This is a genomic window from Actinoallomurus oryzae (genome assembly GCF_039541955.1).
GTDB lineage: Bacteria > Actinomycetota > Actinomycetes > Streptosporangiales > Streptosporangiaceae > Actinoallomurus > Actinoallomurus oryzae.
Map to the genome: position 1 here is coordinate 1 of NZ_BAABHF010000002.1, position 17,877 is coordinate 17,877.

General features: G+C 70.1%; 13 protein-coding genes. 5 read left to right on the forward strand and 8 right to left on the reverse strand.

From position 1 onward, the window contains the following. Positions 1–291: helix-turn-helix domain-containing protein (locus ABEA10_RS00035; protein ID WP_345455507.1), on the reverse strand; the 291-nt coding region annotated here is incomplete at its 3' end. A 253-nt stretch (positions 292–544) separates the two neighbouring features. Here ABEA10_RS00035 and ABEA10_RS00040 point away from each other — a divergent pair. Beyond that, positions 545–919, forward strand: coding sequence for a hypothetical protein (locus ABEA10_RS00040; protein WP_345455510.1), 375 nt, complete (start codon positions 545–547; stop codon positions 917–919). A gap of 214 nt (positions 920–1,133) precedes the next feature. Here ABEA10_RS00040 and ABEA10_RS00045 read toward each other — a convergent pair whose 3' ends face one another. The 3 genes from ABEA10_RS00045 to ABEA10_RS00055 form a co-directional block, all read right to left on the reverse strand. Then, entirely contained in the window at positions 1,134–2,135 is a 1,002-nt protein-coding gene (locus ABEA10_RS00045) for a sulfotransferase family protein (RefSeq protein ID WP_345455513.1), read from the reverse strand. 88 nt (positions 2,136–2,223) lie between these two features. Beyond that, complete coding sequence (locus ABEA10_RS00050; protein WP_345455516.1) at positions 2,224–3,303, reverse strand: acyltransferase family protein; 1,080 nt, start codon at positions 3,301–3,303, stop codon at positions 2,224–2,226. A 1,522-nt stretch (positions 3,304–4,825) separates the two neighbouring features. Continuing rightward, positions 4,826–5,089: a GlsB/YeaQ/YmgE family stress response membrane protein gene (locus tag ABEA10_RS00055; RefSeq protein WP_345455519.1), complete on the reverse strand. Its 264-nt coding sequence runs from the start codon at positions 5,087–5,089 to the stop codon at positions 4,826–4,828. A gap of 227 nt (positions 5,090–5,316) precedes the next feature. On the opposite strand from ABEA10_RS00055, the gene ABEA10_RS00060 reads away from it, so the two are divergent. Further along, positions 5,317–6,042 carry a SecDF P1 head subdomain-containing protein gene (locus ABEA10_RS00060; RefSeq protein ID WP_345455522.1) on the forward strand — a complete coding sequence of 242 codons (726 nt, stop codon included), beginning with the start codon at positions 5,317–5,319 and terminating at the stop codon, positions 6,040–6,042. 422 nt (positions 6,043–6,464) lie between these two features. Here the strand turns inward: ABEA10_RS00060 and ABEA10_RS00065 are convergent, their stop codons facing one another. The 4 genes from ABEA10_RS00065 to ABEA10_RS00080 form a co-directional block, all read right to left on the reverse strand. Next, the gene (locus tag ABEA10_RS00065; RefSeq protein WP_345455525.1) at positions 6,465–9,842 is read right to left on the reverse strand and encodes a pyruvate carboxylase; all 3,378 of its coding nucleotides are present in this window, start codon (positions 9,840–9,842) and stop codon (positions 6,465–6,467) included. Positions 9,843–9,950: 108 nt separating this feature from the next. Then, complete coding sequence (locus tag ABEA10_RS00070; RefSeq protein WP_345455528.1) at positions 9,951–10,883, reverse strand: hypothetical protein; 933 nt, start codon at positions 10,881–10,883, stop codon at positions 9,951–9,953. Between the two features lie 173 nt (positions 10,884–11,056). Further along, entirely contained in the window at positions 11,057–12,280 is a 1,224-nt protein-coding gene (locus tag ABEA10_RS00075; protein WP_345455531.1) for a PucR-like N-terminal domain-containing protein, read from the reverse strand. Positions 12,281–12,480: 200 nt separating this feature from the next. Next, a complete protein-coding gene (locus ABEA10_RS00080) occupies positions 12,481–13,803 on the reverse strand; it encodes a PucR family transcriptional regulator (RefSeq protein ID WP_345455534.1) in 1,323 nt (440 codons plus the stop codon). Positions 13,804–14,334: 531 nt separating this feature from the next. Here ABEA10_RS00080 and ABEA10_RS00085 point away from each other — a divergent pair. The 3 genes from ABEA10_RS00085 (at position 14,335) to ABEA10_RS00095 (ending at position 17,771) form a co-directional block, all read left to right on the forward strand. After that, a complete protein-coding gene (locus ABEA10_RS00085) occupies positions 14,335–14,946 on the forward strand; it encodes a hypothetical protein (RefSeq protein ID WP_345455537.1) in 612 nt (203 codons plus the stop codon). A 114-nt stretch (positions 14,947–15,060) separates the two neighbouring features. Then, a complete protein-coding gene (locus tag ABEA10_RS00090) occupies positions 15,061–15,615 on the forward strand; it encodes a hypothetical protein (protein WP_345455540.1) in 555 nt (184 codons plus the stop codon). A gap of 212 nt (positions 15,616–15,827) precedes the next feature. Beyond that, positions 15,828–17,771 carry a DUF6801 domain-containing protein gene (locus ABEA10_RS00095; protein WP_345455543.1) on the forward strand — a complete coding sequence of 648 codons (1,944 nt, stop codon included), beginning with the start codon at positions 15,828–15,830 and terminating at the stop codon, positions 17,769–17,771. Positions 17,772–17,877: the final 106 nt, after the last annotated feature.

Here is a 17,877-nt window from a genome sequence, read left to right on the forward strand (position 1 = left end):
CTGGTGGTGGTGTTGCAGGTGCCAGGCGATCGTTTCGGGCCCGGCGTCTAGCCCCTGCTCGGACAGTTCTTTGCGGATCCGGATGATCAGCTCCACCGTCCCGGCGTCGATCGCGGCCGGTGAGGTATGCGGGCGCCGCGACCGCGGCTCGAACGCGGTCGCGCCCTCGGCCCGGTACCGGGCGACCAGCTTCGACACCCACCCCTTCGACACCCCGTAGGCGCGAGCGACCTCGGCTTGAGAACGGCCCTCAACGACCACCGCGGTGATCACAAGTCTGGCTTTCGACACCGCCAGACTCTGCCGCCCAGGTGTTTCCTATGTCTTGAGACATGCGTTTCCTATGTCCTGAGCGAGCACACCACCCGGGGTACTCACAGAATCGACGGCCGGCGCCGCCCGGACCGGATCACCGTACGCCGCCCCGGAACAAGGCGGCGATCAGGAAGGACGGCAGCGTCCACGACCGTGCGCCGTACGCGAAGCTCGCCCCGCTAACGATTGCTGCCACTTCGGGGGTCTTCACCTCTGCGGGAGGAGAGCGATGGCCGCTGGACGGGCTGGTGTCCCGTACCGACGCGTTGGGCCGGACCACCCGCTACACCCACGGCTCCCTGAAAGAGTTCACGACGGCCGCTGCGTCCGCTTCGAATACAACGATCTCCTTCTCCCTGTCACGATCACCGACGCCGACGGCAGGGCGTGGCGGCACGAGAAGGACGAGCCCGGCAACCTCACCGCGGCGACGGATCCGCTGGGCGCGACCACGACCTGCGCCTACAACGGTCGCGGGAACCTCAGCGCCGTCCGCGACGCCATGGGCGGCGCCTACCGGGTCCGCACCGACGCGGCGGGCCTACCGGTCGAGATCGTCGATCCGGCCGGTGCCGTGACCTGCTACTCCTCGATGAACGAGTGAGGTGTCCTGCCGAAGAAGTTCACTAGGTTCCAGACGGTCTTGCCGCTCTCTTCGTCGGGCCCCGCACACCCCCATTCGTTGCTCAGCGCCTCGATCAGGAGCACCTCGGCAACACCGACCGGCGCACGTCATCGCGCGGCACTGACGACGGCGGCGAGTGCGTCGCGGTCGCCGTCGTCGCCGCTCGGTGACCCGTGAGTCTCCTCTGTCCTGGTCAGTCGGGCAGAGGGGCGGACGGGGGCTGGTAGGCGACCTCGCTGGGCTCGGTGCGGCGGTGGACGAAGTCGAGCAGGTCGCGTTTGCGTGCGGCCAGGCGGCGGTGGGCGGCGACGCGGCGGTAGTGGGCGTGGTCGCCGCGGTCCGGCCGGGCGGCGCCGTCGACCTCGTAGCCGTGCTCGCGCAGCAGGTCGCCGGCCACGGTCTCGCACAGGGCGATCTCCGCTGCCGTCAGGCGCGTGCGCCAGGTGCCGGCGCGGGTCGTGGTGACCTCTTCGTGGGTGCGGGCGTGCCAGACCTTGCGGCCCGGTACGGCGACGGCGGCGACCTGGTCCGGCTCGCACATCGCCGGGTCGAAGTCCTCGCCGAGGAAGTCGCACAGCGCCTTGAGCTCGGTGGCCGGATCGCTGATCAGGCGTTCGTAGTAGAGGCGGTGGTAGGACTCCGGACCGAGCGACCGCGCCGCGCGCTGCCCCGCCTCGATCGACTCCACCCAGGTCGCGAGCGCGTGGTAGGAGTCTTGTTTGTACCAGTCCATCTCCTTCAGCGACGCGACGCAGTCGCGGCCGTCGCGGATGAGCTGGACGATCTGCGCGTCGGGGAACAGGCGTCTCAGTGCGGAGATGCGCTGGAAGTACCCGGGTCGCTTGTCACCCCACCGGGGCTTGCCGAACCTCGCCGCGTACGCGCGCAGCACGATGCCGAGCGCGGAGCCGAGCGTCGGCGGCCCGGCGACGATCTGCTCGATGATCCGTTCCCCGTCCAGACCCAGGTCGGCGAAGCGAGTCTTCTTGCGCTCGACGATCCAGCGCGCGAGCGCCAGGCGGTTGTTCGGCATGCGGAGGTCGCCGAAGTCGGAGCGCGCGTCGTACGCGGCCATCAGGAACCGCGTCTCGGGCGGAATGGCGATGCGCGGGTGGGCGTGCAGCATCAGTTGCAGCATGGTCGTTCCGGACCGTGGACAACCGACGACGAAGATGGGTCGCTCCGGCTGGGTCATCGCTCCACGGTAGAGAAAATTACTGAGAGTTGGTTGAGAGTTTACCGAGAACCTGCTTTCTTTTATTCCCTATAGGAATAGTGAAGCTTCATCGGAACAGCCACTCCAGACGCGGCTCGACGGCCCAGCGGAACGCCTTTCGTACGGGGTCGGTCATCAGCACGACGGCCAGGAGGACACAGCCGAACGTCAGCACCGGCACCTGCCAACCGGAGATGCGGTAGTACCAGCCCTGGTAGGACAGGAAGAGCGTGACGAACCCGTGGAGCAGGTAGGCGTACATGGAGGCGGCGCCGAGCCGGCTGAACCACGTGCGGCGCGCCGGGACCACGGCCAGGAAGGCCGCGGTGAGCAGTCCCGCCGCGGCCAGCGCGAGGACACGGAAGCCGACGCCCGAGGGGGCGCCGACGCCGAGCTCGGCGAAGCTGCGCCGCCAGTGCACCCATTCGGGGTCGACGCTGCTCTCCAGCACGTACGCGGCCGCCGCCCCGGCGACGAGCGTCAGCGCCCCCGCGACACGGATCGCCGGCCTTCTGAGCAGGGCGAAGTGGCGCGGCCCGAGGATCAGCCCGAGCACGAAGAACGGCAGGAACGACAGCACCTGGACGGCGTCGAGCATGCTGGGCAGGGTGACGAGCCCGGCGAACAGCCAGATCGCGACCGCCAGCCCGATCGCGATCGGGAACCGCAGCTGCTGCCACAGCGGCACGGAGAGCCGCCAGGCGAGCAGTGCGGGCAGGAACCAGGTCAGGTAGTAGGGCTCGAGCGGATCCCAGCGCATGTGCCGGCCCGCGAGGAACTCCGTGTAGACGACGTAGACGGCGCTGAACAGGACGTACGGGACGACGATGGCGGCGACGAGCTTGCGGGTGCGGTTCCGGGAACGGCTGAATCCGCGGGAGAAGTACCCGCACATGACGATGAATACGGGGAGATGGAAGGCATAGATGAATGACTGCCCCGCCCCGAGGACTCGCCCGCCGACGGCCGCACCGCGCAACGGCTCCCAGGCGTGCCCGACGACGACCAGAGCGACCGCGAGGAACTTCGCGTTGTCGAAGTAGGGGTCCCGGCTGGTCGGTATTTCCCGGGTAATTCTATCGGCATTACTTGGTTTATCCGGCTCGGTCGGATTCGCGGCACCGGGCGGCGCCGGTTCCGCCGCCACCGGCCCGTCCCTGCGGCCGGAACCGGCACCGAGGCCTTTCGCCGTGCCGACGTCCACGCCGCCGGGACCGCGAAGTCCGCCGTCCCCCACCGCGCCGGGGTCGTCTCGGTCGGGCGCCGGTCCGGAGCCGCCACGGCCACCGGATCCAGGATCCGTGTCCGCGCCGGGAGCCGCCCCGGTGCGACGGCCCGGTTCGAGCAGGGCGCTCCGCCCGCTCCCGAGCGCGGCATCCCGCCCACCGAGCCGCTCGGCACGGTCCGCGGCGGAATCCTCACCGCCGCCGAGCACGCCGCCCTCGCCGACGCCACGACCAGCGGCATTCGCACCGCCGCCGCGACCGTCACCGGGACACACCTCACCTGCGCCACCACGGTCGCGATAGGCCACCGGCCCGCCCTCCGCCGCCGACCCACCGCGGAACACCGCCCCACCGCTGCCCGTACCGCCACCCGCCGCCGAACCGCCCCCGCCCGCCGAGCGACCGCCCGCAGCCGAGCCGCCACCGGTCCCCGGCACACCACCGTCCGCCGCCGAAAACGTCTCCGCCCCTTCGACATCTCCGCCCGACCAGCCCGTACGCTCCGGTGCACCACCGGTCACAACGCCGCCGCCGGTCGCGGAACCACCGCCTCCCGCCGGGAACGCCTCCGACTCCCCCGACCGCGCCGTACGCTCCGAGCCGCCACCGATGCCATCGCCACCCCCGGTCGCGGAATCGCCACCTCCCGGCGGGAACGCCTCCCCTTCCTCCGCCACTCCGCCCGACCGCGCCGTGCGCTCCGACCCACCACCGGTCACATGGCCACCGCCGGTCGCGGAGTTGCCACCTCCCGCAGGAAACGCCTGCCGCTCCTCCGCCACTCCGCCCGACCGCGCCTCGCGTTCCGGCCCAGCGCCCGTCGCACAGCCACCCCCGGCCGCAGAGCCACCGGCCCCTGCCGGGAACGTCTCCGGCGTCTCCCCGCGCGAGCGCGCCGGGTCTCGCGGGCCGCCATCGGTCTCACGTCCGCCTGCGGCCGTGGTGCCGGGGCTCGCCGGCGGGGCGTCGTCCGCCGGCGGGTCGTCGTCTCGGCAGTCCGCCGTGGCCGGCTCGGTGCCGCGGCCATCCTCCGGCTCGCCGTCGTCGGTCGCCCTCTGCTGAGCCGTCACCGGACCACTTCCACCCTCACCAGGGTCACCCTTTCCGCCGTCGCCTTCGGCCGCATCGTGAGTACCACCGTCCTCCACCCCATCACCGGGGGATGAGACCGGGCTGGGATCAGGCTGAGAATCGTCACCACATCCGATCGTCTCCGGGCCGGCGGCCGTCGAACGGTCGGTTCGCCGTCGCTCGCCGGGCGGCCCGTTCCCTCCCCTGCCGAGTCACCCGGTCGCGCGGAGTCCGTACGGGGAGCGCGCACGCGCCGCGGACCAGGGCGTTCCGGGCAGCGGGCGGCCGTGGCCCGGAGCGGGGCCACGGCCGTCGTCGTCCGCCGGGTCACGGTCAGGTCCGGGTTCGGGAGCCGGACCCTGACCGGCCGGCTCATCTTCGGGCATAGAGCCTCGTGGCCGCGGCGACGCCCACGGCCGCCAGTACGACCTGGATCGCCAGCTCGATCCAGTCGATTCCCGCGGTGTCGGCCACACCGACCGCTCCCGCGATGGCGGTGCCGATCAACGCGGCGATGATGCCGATGACGATGGTCAGCCAGATCGGGATCGGCTGACGGCCCGGTATGACCAGCCGGCCCAGCGCGCCGATGATCAAACCGATGATGATCGCAGCGATGATTCCGTTGACGTGCATATCGGGGGCTTCCTTTCGTTCGTGAGGACGCGCAACGGTTCTCCCCGCGATCGCCCGGCCTAAGCCCGAACTCACCGCCGAATCCGACTTACAGGGCGTAACCGGGCCACTCTCCCGGGCCGCGATCTACCGCCTCCACGTCCATGCACCCTCGCCGCCGCGCTCGGCCATCACCGGTTTCGCCGGAGTCCTCGATCGATGGGGCACGGTGGTGTAGGACGGGGCATATGACCTTCCCGCCCGAGCCGCCGCGACCGGAGGACCCGCGGAGTACGCCGGGCACTCCGCCGCCCGCCACGCCAGGCGCACCGCCGCCGGGTACGCCGCCGCCGGCCGTGCCGGTGGGACCGCCGCCCGCCGTGCCGGGGGGACCGGCGCCGTACGGCTGGGACACCGCCTCGGGTCCCCAACGGCGCGGCCGGGGTCTACTGGTCTCGCTCATCGTGGCCGCGGCGGCGTTGGTGCTGGTCGGAACGGTCGCGGCGGTGCTGCTCCTGCACGGAGGCGGTTCCGCCGACAGCGCCTCCGGTCCGCTCAAGACACCGATCCGGTTCCTACCGGTGCTGTCGGAGACGCCCGGCTCATGCCGCGGGGCCGGAACGCCGAGCAGCGACCACCACACCTGCTACCGGACCGCCCTCAGCGGCATGACGGTGACGCGGGTCAAGTCCATCTCGGTGATGTCGCCGGATGCCGAGCACGGCATGACCTCTTGGGGGATCGACCTGAGCCTGGAGCCCTCGGATGGCCGCGCGTTCGAGCAGCTCAGCGCCACGGCCGCCGCGGCAGGACCGCAGCGGCCGGGCAACAAGATCGCGATGGTGGTCGGCGGCGCCGTCGTCTCCGCACCGATGGTCACGGAGACCATCACCGGCGGCCGCGTCCAGATCACGGGCCCCTACGACGAGCAGGCCGCCAAACGACTCTTCCACCAGCTCATCGGCGAGGGCTGACGCACCGCCGGCCCCGAGGAGCCCGCGGCCGGATCCGACCACCGCTGCGGACAAGCCGTCGGCGCATCACGCTGACGACCCCGCCCGCACGCGTCGTCCAGGGGATGCGGCTCAAGCGCCACCGGGAGGCCACACGCCCCCCGGCGTGAGGATGGCGCCGGCAACTCCCCGCCGCCACGGAACAGCGCGCCCTGGTTCACCTCGTCGGCCACTTCCGCGGCGGCGACGGACCCGCCGGCTCCGCGACGCCGCGGTGCCGGCGGCAGTCAACCGCCGGCCGCCTCGTGGGCGTGCCGCACCACGCCGCCGCCACCTGCCGGTCGCCACGGCCGCGGCCGGCACGCCGGCACGGTCAGCGCGCCGCCGGCCCCCGGCGGCTGAATCGGCCGGCCGGCAGGAAGACACCGCCGGGGGGCGTGGAGTCAGCCGAGTTCGATGAGCAGGTCTCCGCCTTCGACCTGCTGCACCGCGCCGACCGCGAGCCGGCGGACCGTGCCGTCGCGCTGGGCGGTGATGGAGGCCTCCATCTTCATCGCCTCGATGGTGGCCACCGTCTGCCCGGCCGACACCGTGGCGCCCTCTTCCACCTGCAACGTCACGACTCCGGCGAACGGCGCCGCGACGTGCCGGTCGTTGCCGCGCTCGGCCTTCTCGGCCGCCTTGACGTCGGTGACGATGGACTCGTCGCGGACGCGGACCGGGCGCAGCTGGCCGTTCAGCGTCGTCAGCACCGTACGGTAGCCGCGCTCGTCGGCCTCGGAGATCGCCTCCAGCTCGATCAGCAGCGACACACCGTGCTCCAGCGTGACGGTGTGCTCGGTGTCGGGTTCGAGGCCGTAGAAGAAGTCCTTCGACGACAGCACCGACGTGTCGCCGTACGTCTCGCGCCGGCGGGCGAACTCCTTCGCCGGCCCGGGGAACAGCAGCCGGTTCAGCGTGGTGCGGCGCGACTCGCGCAGCCCGCGGAGGTCGTCCTCGCTCAGGGCGGTCACCTCGGCGGCGGACGGCCGGCCTTCGAGCGCCCGCGTGCGGAACGGCTCCGGCCAGCCGCCCGGCGGGACGCCGAGCTCGCCGCGCAAAAAGCCGATCACCGAGTCCGGCACGTCGAACTTGGCCGGGTCGGACTCGAAGTCGGCCGCGGTGACGCCCGCCCCGACCAGGTGCAGGGCCAGGTCGCCGACGACCTTGGAGGACGGCGTCACCTTGACCAGGCGGCCCAGCATCCGGTCGGCCGCGGCGTAGCAGTCCTCGATCAGCTCGAACCGGTCGCCGAGGCCGAGCGCGATGGCCTGCTGCCGCAGGTTCGACAGCTGCCCGCCGGGGATCTCGTGGTGGTAGACACGCCCGGTCGGCGAGGCCAGCCCCGACTCGAACGGCGCGTACACCTTGCGCACGGCCTCCCAGTACGGCTCCAGGTCGCCGACCGCCTGGAGCGACAGGCCGGTCGCCCGCGGCGTGTGGTCGGTGGCCGCGACCAGCGCGGACAGCGAGGGCTGCGAGGTCGTGCCGGCCATCGAGGCGACCGCCGCGTCCACGGCGTCCACCCCGGCGTCGATCGCCGTGATCAGCGTGGCGAGCTGCCCGCCGGCGGTGTCGTGGGTGTGCAGGTGGACCGGCAGGTCGAAGCGCGACCGCAGCGCGGTCACGAGCGCGCGGGCGGCGGGCGGTCGCAGCAGGCCCGCCATGTCCTTGATCGCCAGGATGTGCGCTCCCGCCTCGACGATCTCCTCGGCGAGCCGCAGGTAGTAGTCGAGCGTGTAGAGCGTCTCGGAGGGGTCGGACAGGTCGCCGGTGTAGCAGAGCGCCACCTCGGCGACGGCGGTGCCCGTGGCGCGTACGGCGTCGATCGCCGGGCGCATCTGCCCCACGTCGTTGAGCGCGTCGAAGATCCGGAAGATGTCCATCCCGGTCGCCGCGGCCTCGGCCACGAACGCGTCGGTGACCTCCGTCGGGTACGGCGTGTAGCCGACCGTGTTGCGGCCGCGCAGCAGCATCTGCGTGCAGATGTTCGGCACCGCCTCGCGCAGCGCGGCGAGCCGCTCCCAGGGGTCCTCGGCCAGGAACCGCAGCGCCACGTCGTACGTCGCGCCGCCCCAGCACTCCAGGCTGAGCAGCTGCGGCGCCGTACGGGCGAGGTGCGGCGCGACCGCGAGCAGGTCACGGGTGCGTACGCGCGTCGCCAGCAGCGACTGGTGGGCGTCGCGGAACGTCGTGTCGGTGACCGCGACCGCGGACCGGGCCCGCAGGTCGGCCGCGAACCCCTCCGGCCCGAGGGCGGCGAGCCGCTGCCGCGACCCCTCCGGCGGGGCGTCCGCCAGGGACACGGCGGGCAGCTTGTCCACCGGCTCGACCACGACCGGGCGCGGCCCGTGCGGCCGGTTGACGGTCGTCTCGGCCAGGTGGCGCAGGACGCGGCTGCCGCGGTCGGCCGGCGGCCGGGCGTGCACCAGGTCCGGCCGGTCGTCGATGAAGGCGGTGGTGATCCGGCCGGCGCGGAAGTCGGGGTCGTCGAGCACCGCGCCGAGGAAGGGCAGGTTCGTGGCCACGCCGCGGATGCGGAACTCGGCGATCGCGCGGCGCGCCCGACGGGCGGCGTTGGTGAAGTCGTGCCCGTGGCAGGTGAGCTTGACCAGCATCGAGTCGAAGTGCGCGGAGACCTCGGCGCCGGTGTGCACGGTGCCGCCGTCGAGGCGCACGCCGGGGCCGCCGGGTGAGCGGTACGCCGAGATGGTGCCCTTGTCGGGTCGGAAGCCGTTGGCCGGGTCCTCGGTGGTGATGCGGCACTGCAGGGCCGCGCCCGACAGGGTGATCACGTCCTGGGTCAGGCGGAGCTCGGGCAGGGTCATGCCCGCGGCGATGCGCATCTGGGCGATGACCAGGTCGCGGTCGGTGACCTGCTCGGTCACCGTGTGCTCGACCTGGATGCGCGGGTTCATCTCGATGAACACGTGCCGGCCGCGCTCGTCGAGGAGGAACTCCACGGTGCCCGCGTTGACGTAGCCGATGTGGCGGGCGAAGGCCACGGCGTCGGCGCAGATGCTCATCCGCAGGGCGGGGTCGAGGTTCGGCGCGGGCGCGATCTCGATGACCTTCTGGTGCCGTCGCTGCAACGAGCAGTCGCGCTCGTACAGGTGCACGACGTTGCCCTCGGCGTCGGCGAGGATCTGCACCTCGATGTGGCGCGGGTTGACCACGGCCTGCTCCAGGAAGACCGTCGCGTCGCCGAACGCGGACGCGGCCTCGCGCATCGCCGCGTCGATCGACTCTCGCAGCTCGGCCGGCTCGGTCACCCGCCGCATGCCGCGTCCACCGCCGCCGGCGACGGCCTTGACGAAGACCGGGAAGCCGATGTCCTCGGCGGCGGCCAGCAGCGCGTCCACGTCGGTGGAGGGCGCGGAGGAGCGCAGCACCGGGATGCCGGCCTCGCGCGCCGCCGCGACCGCCCGCGCCTTGTTGCCGGTCAGGTGCAGCACCGGGGCCGGCGGGCCGATGAACGTGATGCCCGCCTCGTCGCAGGCCGCGGCCAGCCCGGGGTTCTCGGACAGGAAGCCGTAGCCGGGGTAGATCGCGTCGGCGCCGGCCGTACGGGCGGCCTTGACCACCTCGTCGACGGAGAGGTAGGCGCGCACCGGGTGGCCGGGCTCGCCGATCTGGTACGACTCGTCCGCCTTGGCGCGGTGCAGCGAGTTGCGATCTTCGTACGGATAGACGGCGACGGTGGAGATTCCCAGTTCGAACGCGGCGCGGAACGCCCGTATCGCGATCTCGCCACGGTTGGCGACCAGGACCTTGCCGAACATCGAGCTCCCTCAGGTGGTCGTAGTCCCGCATCACATCGTCGTGGCGCCGGCCACGTCGATTATCCATGGACGCGGACCTTGATCACAGGCCCGGGGAGCCGGTGTGGACTACGACCGGGAGCGGCGCGTGGCCGGGCGCGCCGGCCGGCGGCGGTTCAGCCGCAGCTGGGTGAGCAGCAGGGAGATGCCGACGAGCAGCGCCGTGAGCCAGGCCACCTGGGTCCACAGAAGGCGGTAGGAGGTCGCGTCGAGGCCGAGCGGCGAGGTCTTCGTGCGCAGGGAGACCGGCCGCATGTCGGGCGCCTGGTTCGGGGCGACCGCGGGCGCCTGCCCGGCGATCAGCGGGAGCTGCGCGCCGGCCGGGCCGCCGGCCGTGGGCGTGGTCTGGCCGGGCAGGCCCAGGCCGGTGGCCAGCGCCGCCGACGGCAGCTCCGCCGCCGCGGCGGACGCGCCCGCGGACGACCCGGCACCGGCGACGGTGATCTTGCCGGCGGCACTGCGCGTGCTCGCGCGGTCGGCGCTGAGCGAGGCGGTCACGGTGACGGACCCGGCTGCGTGGCCCGCGGGGATCTTCACGACGGCGGACGCGGAGCGCGCCGCGCTCACGTCGCCCAGCGAGAAGACGCCGCTGATGACCGAGGCACCGGGGGCGGAGAACCGCAGCGTCGCGTGGTGGGCGACCGCGTGCGACGCGCTCACCCGCGCGGTCGCGGTGACCGCGGCGCCCGGGGCGGCCTTGGCCGCGGAGAACGACAGGCGGACGCTCAGGGACGGTGTCCGCTGGTACGGCGGCGCGGAGTTCGGCGGCGCGGGTTTGACCGGCGGCGAGGATGCGGGCGGCGGATCGCTCGGCGGGTCACTCGGGTCGCTCGGGGTGCTCGGGGTGCTGGTGCTGCCGGACGGATCGGGCGCGGGGTCCTCGCCGGCCGTGGGCGACGAGTCGGCGAGCGCCGTCGCGGGAGTCGCCACCGCGCCGAGCGTGATGACCGTCGCCGCGCCGATCGCGACGAAGACTGGTCGTGCGTTCGATCCGGACAGCACTCCGGCACCTCCGCGTCCATCGCCGTACGCCTTCGGGAACCGTGCTTACCCGAGGCGATCAGGCCCATGCGAACACGGGACCGACAGATGGATCAACCATGGCGCGCAGCCCTATCAACAGGTGCGTAATTCCCCCCGCGCCTTATCCCCCGGGTTAGCGGAATAAGTGAAACTCATGCTCCGTCCACGGGCGCGTCATGAGCCTCGCGTACGGGCTCCTGCCCGCGCAGCCAGAGCGCGCGCAGGGCGACCTCGGTGGCGAAACGCGTGTCCGGATCGGCGAGGTCGTCACCGAGGGCGTGCTCGATCTGCCGCATCCGGTAGCGCACGGTCTGCGGATGTACGCCCAGCTCGTCGCCGACCTGCGCGGCGGTGCCGCGGGTGCGCAGCCACACCCCGAGCGTCTCGACGAGGCGTTCGCGCTGCCGCGCGGTCAGGTGGTCCAGGGCGGCGAGCTGCCGGCGGGCGATCTGGTCGATCAGCGGCGCGTCCGCGAACAGCCAGAGGGTCTCCAGGTGGTTCGCGCAGAGGGTGAGCGGGCCGTCGTCGATGATCTCCGAATGGATCAGGCCGAGCGCCTGCCGGGCCCAGCGCAGCGAGTCGGGGGCCCGATCGAGTGACACGGTCAGCCCGGCCGCCGCCTTCGACTCGGCCACCGCGAGTTCGAGCATCGCCCGGCGGTCGGCCGTCAGCGGGCCGGGGACGAGCAGGTACGGCTCGGTGCCGTCGAGGTCGGTCAGCAGGTCGTCGTCCAGCAGCGTCCGTACGATCGGGGCGTTCGGGCGCAGCACGACCACGGTCACCTCGTCCGGGAGCACCCAGCGAGCCGATTCGGCGTGCTCCTCCAGCAGGTCGCGCGGTGCCCCGTCGGCGATGAGCCGCAGGAGCCGCCGGCGGCCGGCCTGCAACTCGTCGTTCAGCTGCGCCTTGGCCTCGCGGTAGCCCCGCACCGACGACGACGCCAGCTCCTCCATGTAGGTGAACAGGGCGTCCGCCAGCACCGAGACGGTCGCCGGGGCGAGGTTCTGCCGCTGGTGCAGCGCCATCACCCGCCGCCAGCCGGTCTGGGCGCCGATCCGGTAGGCGGACTGCAGGACGTCCAGCTGGCGGCCCTCGTACGCCTCGAACCACCCGAGCTTGTAGCAGATGTCATCCGGAAGGGCGTCGGGCGAGCTGATCCATTCGACGAATCCGGCAAGGGCGCGTTCGACCCCGGAACGGAGCGTCCGGCCGTACGGGCCGTCGATGGGGCGGGCGTATTCGGGAATGCCGTCCCGGATCGCGGCCACGATCTCTTTCGTGAGACTGGGCAGTTCGATCCGCATGATCGCCGTCAGCCGCTCGGCCAGTTCGGAACGTGACCCGTTCAGACCGTTCGGTTCGAGCGTTCGAGGCATGCGTGTACCTCCCACCACCACCGTCGGAGTCGGTGTGTCGCGGGGCGGGGTCGCCCTTATTCAGATCGGCCGTCAGGTGGCGCTTGCCGGTGACCGCGGGCCGCACGGGAAATACCGAGCGGGGAACCCCTGTATCTTCCGCACGAACCGCGATCTAGGACACCGTGACCGTAGAGCAGAGAACCGGCTCCGGCAAGGATTTACCGGTATCGCGTTCCCGGACCGTACGGTCTGTCATTGACCGTGTGCGATTCATTGTTTTCGGACAGCGCGGTACCTTTTTTTGTGACGGGATGATGAGAAAGCGGGGTCGCCGGCCGGGCGTTCCTGCCGTCCCGGCCGCCCGGGGGCGGCGGGCGGTCGCGCAGCCGCTTCGCCCGCAGCACGAGTTCCAGGCCGAACCGCGCCTCCGGGTCGGTGAACCGCTCGCCCAGGCTCTCCTTGAGCTGGTTCAGCCGGTACCGCACGGTCTGCGGGTGTACGTGCAGCCGGTTGCCCACGTCGGCCGCGGTGCTCCAGCTCTCCAGCCACACCCGGAGCGTCTCGGTCAGCGCCTTCTGCTTGCCGGCCGGCATGCCGTCGAGCCGGGCGAGCCGCTGCCGCGCCAGCTCGTCGATGAGCTGCGGGTCCGACATCAGCCATAAAGTCAGTAGATGGTCCTCGCAGAAGGTCAGCCGCGTGTCGTCGACGACGCCCTCGGCGATGAGACCGAGGGCCCGCACGGCCCAGCGGAAGGAGTCCGCCACCTCCTCCAGCGGCACGGTGACCCCCACGACGATCCGGTCGCGCGGCACCGCGGCCTCGATCGTCGCGCGCCGGTCCGGGGTGAACCGGCCGGGGACCAGCAGCCGCGGCTCGGCGGCATCGAGGTCGGCGAGGATGTCATCGGCCAGCGCGGTACCGACCAGGCGTGCGCCGGGCCGTACGACGATCGGGGTCGCCTCCGCGGGCACCGTCCAGTCGGCGCGCTCGGCGAGGTCGGCGATCTCCTGCCGTGGAGCGGCCGGCCGCTCCACGATGAGTCGTAAGAGCCGGAGGCGCAGTTCGGCGAGTTCCTCCGGCGTGTGCGCGCTCGCCTCCAGGTAGCCCTCGACGGCGATCGAGGCGAGCTCGTCCATGTACTCCAGTTGCGCCTCGGCCAGGCCCGCGACGGTCTCGGACGGGAGCTCATGACGCGCGCAGATGCTCGTGGTCCAGTGCCAGGCCACCCGGAAGGCGATCCGGAAGGCCGCCTGCAGGGCGTTGAGGTTCCGTCCGTGGTGGGCCTCGATCCGGCCGAGCAGCCGGCACATGTCGACGAGTCGGCCCGACGGCGCGGCGGGTTCGGCGATGCGGTCGATGAAGGAGGCGATGGCCTGTTCCGTCGCGGGCCGCATGGCCGGCCCGAACGGCCCCTCACCCGGCGTCGCGTACTCCGGGATGCTCTTGCGGATCTCGCCGCAGATCTCGTCGGCGAGGCCGTCCAGCTCGAGCCGCAGCAGCCCGGCCAGCTTCCGCCTTTCCGCCTCGTGTTCGAGCCACACCGTCCGTCACTCCTCCCATCGCCGCCGCACCGGCCGCGATGACGGCCGGCGACCACGCGCGCGACGACCAAGCCGTCCAGACGTGATCTGGGACACATCGTGACGCTAACGAAAACTTCGGCGCATTGCAGCCATCCGATCAACCGTTCACTTGACGCGTACAGCCGATGACGGTTTGTGGTTCCGGCTGATCGCCGGCGCACCGCTCCACCGCGGGCGAATCCGGATTAGTTACCGAACGATAAAAACGCGAGGCGCTTCTCGCAGTTGATGACAATTTATCGCTTGCGCCGGAATTTCCTCTTGTTCGACACGTAACACGTGCTTAACCTACTCACAGGTAGCAAGCGTACCGAAAAGACTAGCACACAAGATCATCTTTTGGCGAAACGCTCACCGCCATCAAAGGCGCTGACCGCAATATTCCACGCACCATTGAATGTGGCTACGGCATGGGAAGGGGCCGCCCCTGGACGGTTGGTTCGCGCGCCAGGTTGAACAGTTCGAGAAGATGAAAGGGAACTACGGAACATGCGTAAGATCGCGACAACAGCCTTCCTTACGGCCGCCGCCGCGGCCACCGCCATCAGCCTCTCGTCCTCCCCCGCTCTGGCCGACCCCACCTGGACCGTCGGCCCGGAGAGCTCCGGCTCAGTGGACTTCACCGCCGACTCGACGACGAACCTGGTTCTGACCGACAACAACACCCACACCCAGCTCACCTGTACGACGTCGTCCGGGACCGGTGACGCGGTGTACGGCTCGGGGCAGAGCGGTGACGACCTCGCCAACGTCGACGACCTCTCCTTCGGCAATTGCTCCGGCCCCGCCGGCATCACGTTCACGGTCCAGTCGAGCGGATTCGCGTGGGCACTCAACGCCGACTCCTACGACGGCGTCGACACGACGACCGGAAGCATCAGCGGCGTCACCGCGCATCTGAGCGGCCCGCTCTGCTCCGCGGACGTCGCCGGCTCGGTGCCGATGACCTACTCCAACGACGGCACCCTGAGCGCCACCGGCGGTAGTGGTCTGACGATCACCAACGTCAGCGGCTGCCTCGGTCTCATCAAGAACAACGACACGGCCGGCTTCGTCGGCAGCTACGCCGTCGACCCGGCGGTCACGATCACCAGCCCCTGATCGAGGTCGGCAAAGCCGACTGCCCGTGCGGCCGGGACGTGTCCCCGGCCGCACGGATTCATGTTGGCGTCGTCCGAACGAGCCACCGTCGCCTCAACCGGAGGGATGCGTTCCATGCGGAACTTCACGGCGAAGATCCTCATCGCCCTCACCGCACTGGTCGCGATCGTGGCCGCCGCGTCGCCCGCGTTCGCCGACCAGACGTGGACCGTCACCGGGACGGACTCCGCGGGGGATGGCGCGATTACCATCGGCCAGTGGACGTGTTCGTCAGCGATCACGGCCGACTTCCTGCCCGGCCCGGGAGCGCCGGGTGATGGGCTCGGTCGCATCGAGACCATCTCATTTTCATCGTGCACGAATCCATCAGGGATCACCTTCGTGATCAGCGCCGCGCTCCCATGGCTGATAAACGCCAAGGCATACTCGTCCGGCCGGACCACCGGAACCATCACCGACGTCGATCTCCATTTCAGCGGGCCGCTCTGCAACCTGAATCTTGGCGGCTCGCTCGACTTCTCCTACGACAACCCATCACACACCATGACGTGGTCGGGAGACCTGACCGCCCAGAATGTGTCCGGCTGCCTCGGGTTGATACAGAACGGCGAGACGGAGCCGGTCAGCGCGACGTACGTATTCACCGATCTCACCATCACCAGCCCATGAGGTGGCCGGTTGTCGCCGTGGTGACAAAGGCATCCGCGAGGACTGTCATCCGGTGACAATGATCGCACTGGAGAACATTCTTTGATCAGTGGCTCTTGTGGGGCCGACCACGGCATAAGTAGCGTACTCGCGAGTAGCCATGTCTGCCGACGTGCGTGTCATTCCTGATGAATGGTCCTCGTCGTGGTGGGCGTCAGGACAGGTAGCCGAATATGAGATTCAGTTTCTGGACGCGACGTGGCCTGGCGCGCGCTGCCGTGGCCTGCGTCATCGCGATCACCTCGAGCCTGTTTTCGGCCATCGCCGCGATCGCCGGCGAGCGGGCCATCGACCGCACCTTCACCTATGGGTGTCAGCTGCCGTCGGGCACGCAGCAGGTCGCGGTACGCGTCATCGCGAACGTCCCGGACTCCGCCACGGTCGGCAGGCCGATCCGGCTCGGGCAGGTGACCGTCCTGGTCGCGCTTCCCGCGGCCGCGGTCGCGGATCTGACCAAACAGGGCGCCACCACGGTCGGCGGCACGCTCAGGCTGACCCCCCTGGTGACGGTGAACGGCTCCCCGGCTCCGATCACCGGGTCCGACTTCGCCGTGCCGGAGACGTCGGTCGGGGCGGACCAGCTGGTTCTGGCCGGCTCCGGGCAGGAGCCCGCGCCGACCGTCGCCACACCCGGTCGTGTCGTCTTCTCCGTCGCCGACCTGAACGCCAGCCTCACTCTCCGGCAAGCCGACGGCACGGCGGCACAGCCCGCCACGATGTCGCTCTCCTGTTCCCCGAACCTGGGTCAGGACACGACGTTGGCGACCATCGCGGTCTCGGCAGCGGATGCGCAAGGTGCTTCCGGTCTCGGAGCCGTCTCACATGCCACTACGGCCAAGGCTCAGGAGGACTACTGTCCGCCGGACGTCACGGGAGATTTCAGCGAGGACTTTCCCCTTCCCGAGCCTCCTCCTGACACCCCGATCTCCGTAGACACTCCTAAGTACGCCTGCGCGAAGATCAGCGGTTTCTCGAATGTCGCGAAGCTCAACGGCGCGGCGCCTCTGTTCGGGAAAATGGCGCTGGCCGTGGGAAACAGGACACTCTACAATCTGGAGAGCAATTATTTTGAGACGGACTCCATCGGCGACGCCCATATGGAGACATCACAGGCGACGTTTCTGGCCTTCGGTTTCATGCCGACCACGGCCGAACTGGACGTCACGCAAGTGGGCAAGACCACGGCCTACCAAAATGCGAACATCACGGCTGTGGACTACGCCGAGCGAATGCCTGGACTACCGCCAAGGTTCACGACGGCCTCCGCATACGTCTCCCTTCGGGTTCACGACGTCCGTATCAACGGTGTTCCACTCGATGTGGGTCCTGCCTGCACCACCGCCCAGCCGATGAAACTTCAGCTGAGCGCCAGCACCGAAGATGTCCCGAATTATGTGGTCAACGACGGAGGATATCTGTCCGGGACGGTGACAATTCCGCCGTTCCGCGGATGCGGAGTGGGCGAGAAGCTGGATCCGCTGTTCACGGCGTCGATTTCTGGACCGGGCAACTTCGTCAAGGTGACCCAGGGGCCGATCTGCAGCGCCGAAGATCCTCTAAATGCAGGGTCGCCATGCCCGGTCCAGGACTTTGGCTGGAATATTACGCCGGGCGGATCCGCCGATTTCACCACAGACCAGTTCACGGCAAAAATGGGTGATGCCGTGATCACATGCCCTCCCATTACCTTCAGCGGAAGTCTGCCTTCTGGTAGCATCACGGCAGGCACCAATGCAGGTACTCTTGTAGGGCCAGCCTCTTTCACCTGTACCGGCTCTGGAGGAATTTCGGGAGACCTGAAGGTTTATAGTTCCCCTAGGCCCTCCATCGCAATGGTGACTTACGATTCTGCCGCAAATACCTCGACGGGCTCAATACCGCTGCTGATCAGCAGGTTCACCGGGTCAGGAGGATGCACCGTACGTTTCTCCGGAACGCTAGGTTTTACCTATTCTAACGAAACGCATAAGATGACGATTTTGCCCACATTTGGAGGCCCGCCACAGGTAAGTTCGGTCAGCGGTTCGTGCGCAGGCCCCATCAATAAGGGCGATCCGGTAACCGTCTCCGCGAGCTTCAACGTCGATCCGCCGCAGACGATAAAGAGGCCGTACTAGCGAACGACATGACCACGCGAGCGACATGAGCGATTGTCGTCACTCGGCCGCGCACGCACGCCCCGACGATCGCCCCCCGGATTAGCGCGCAAAGATAAATAACAGC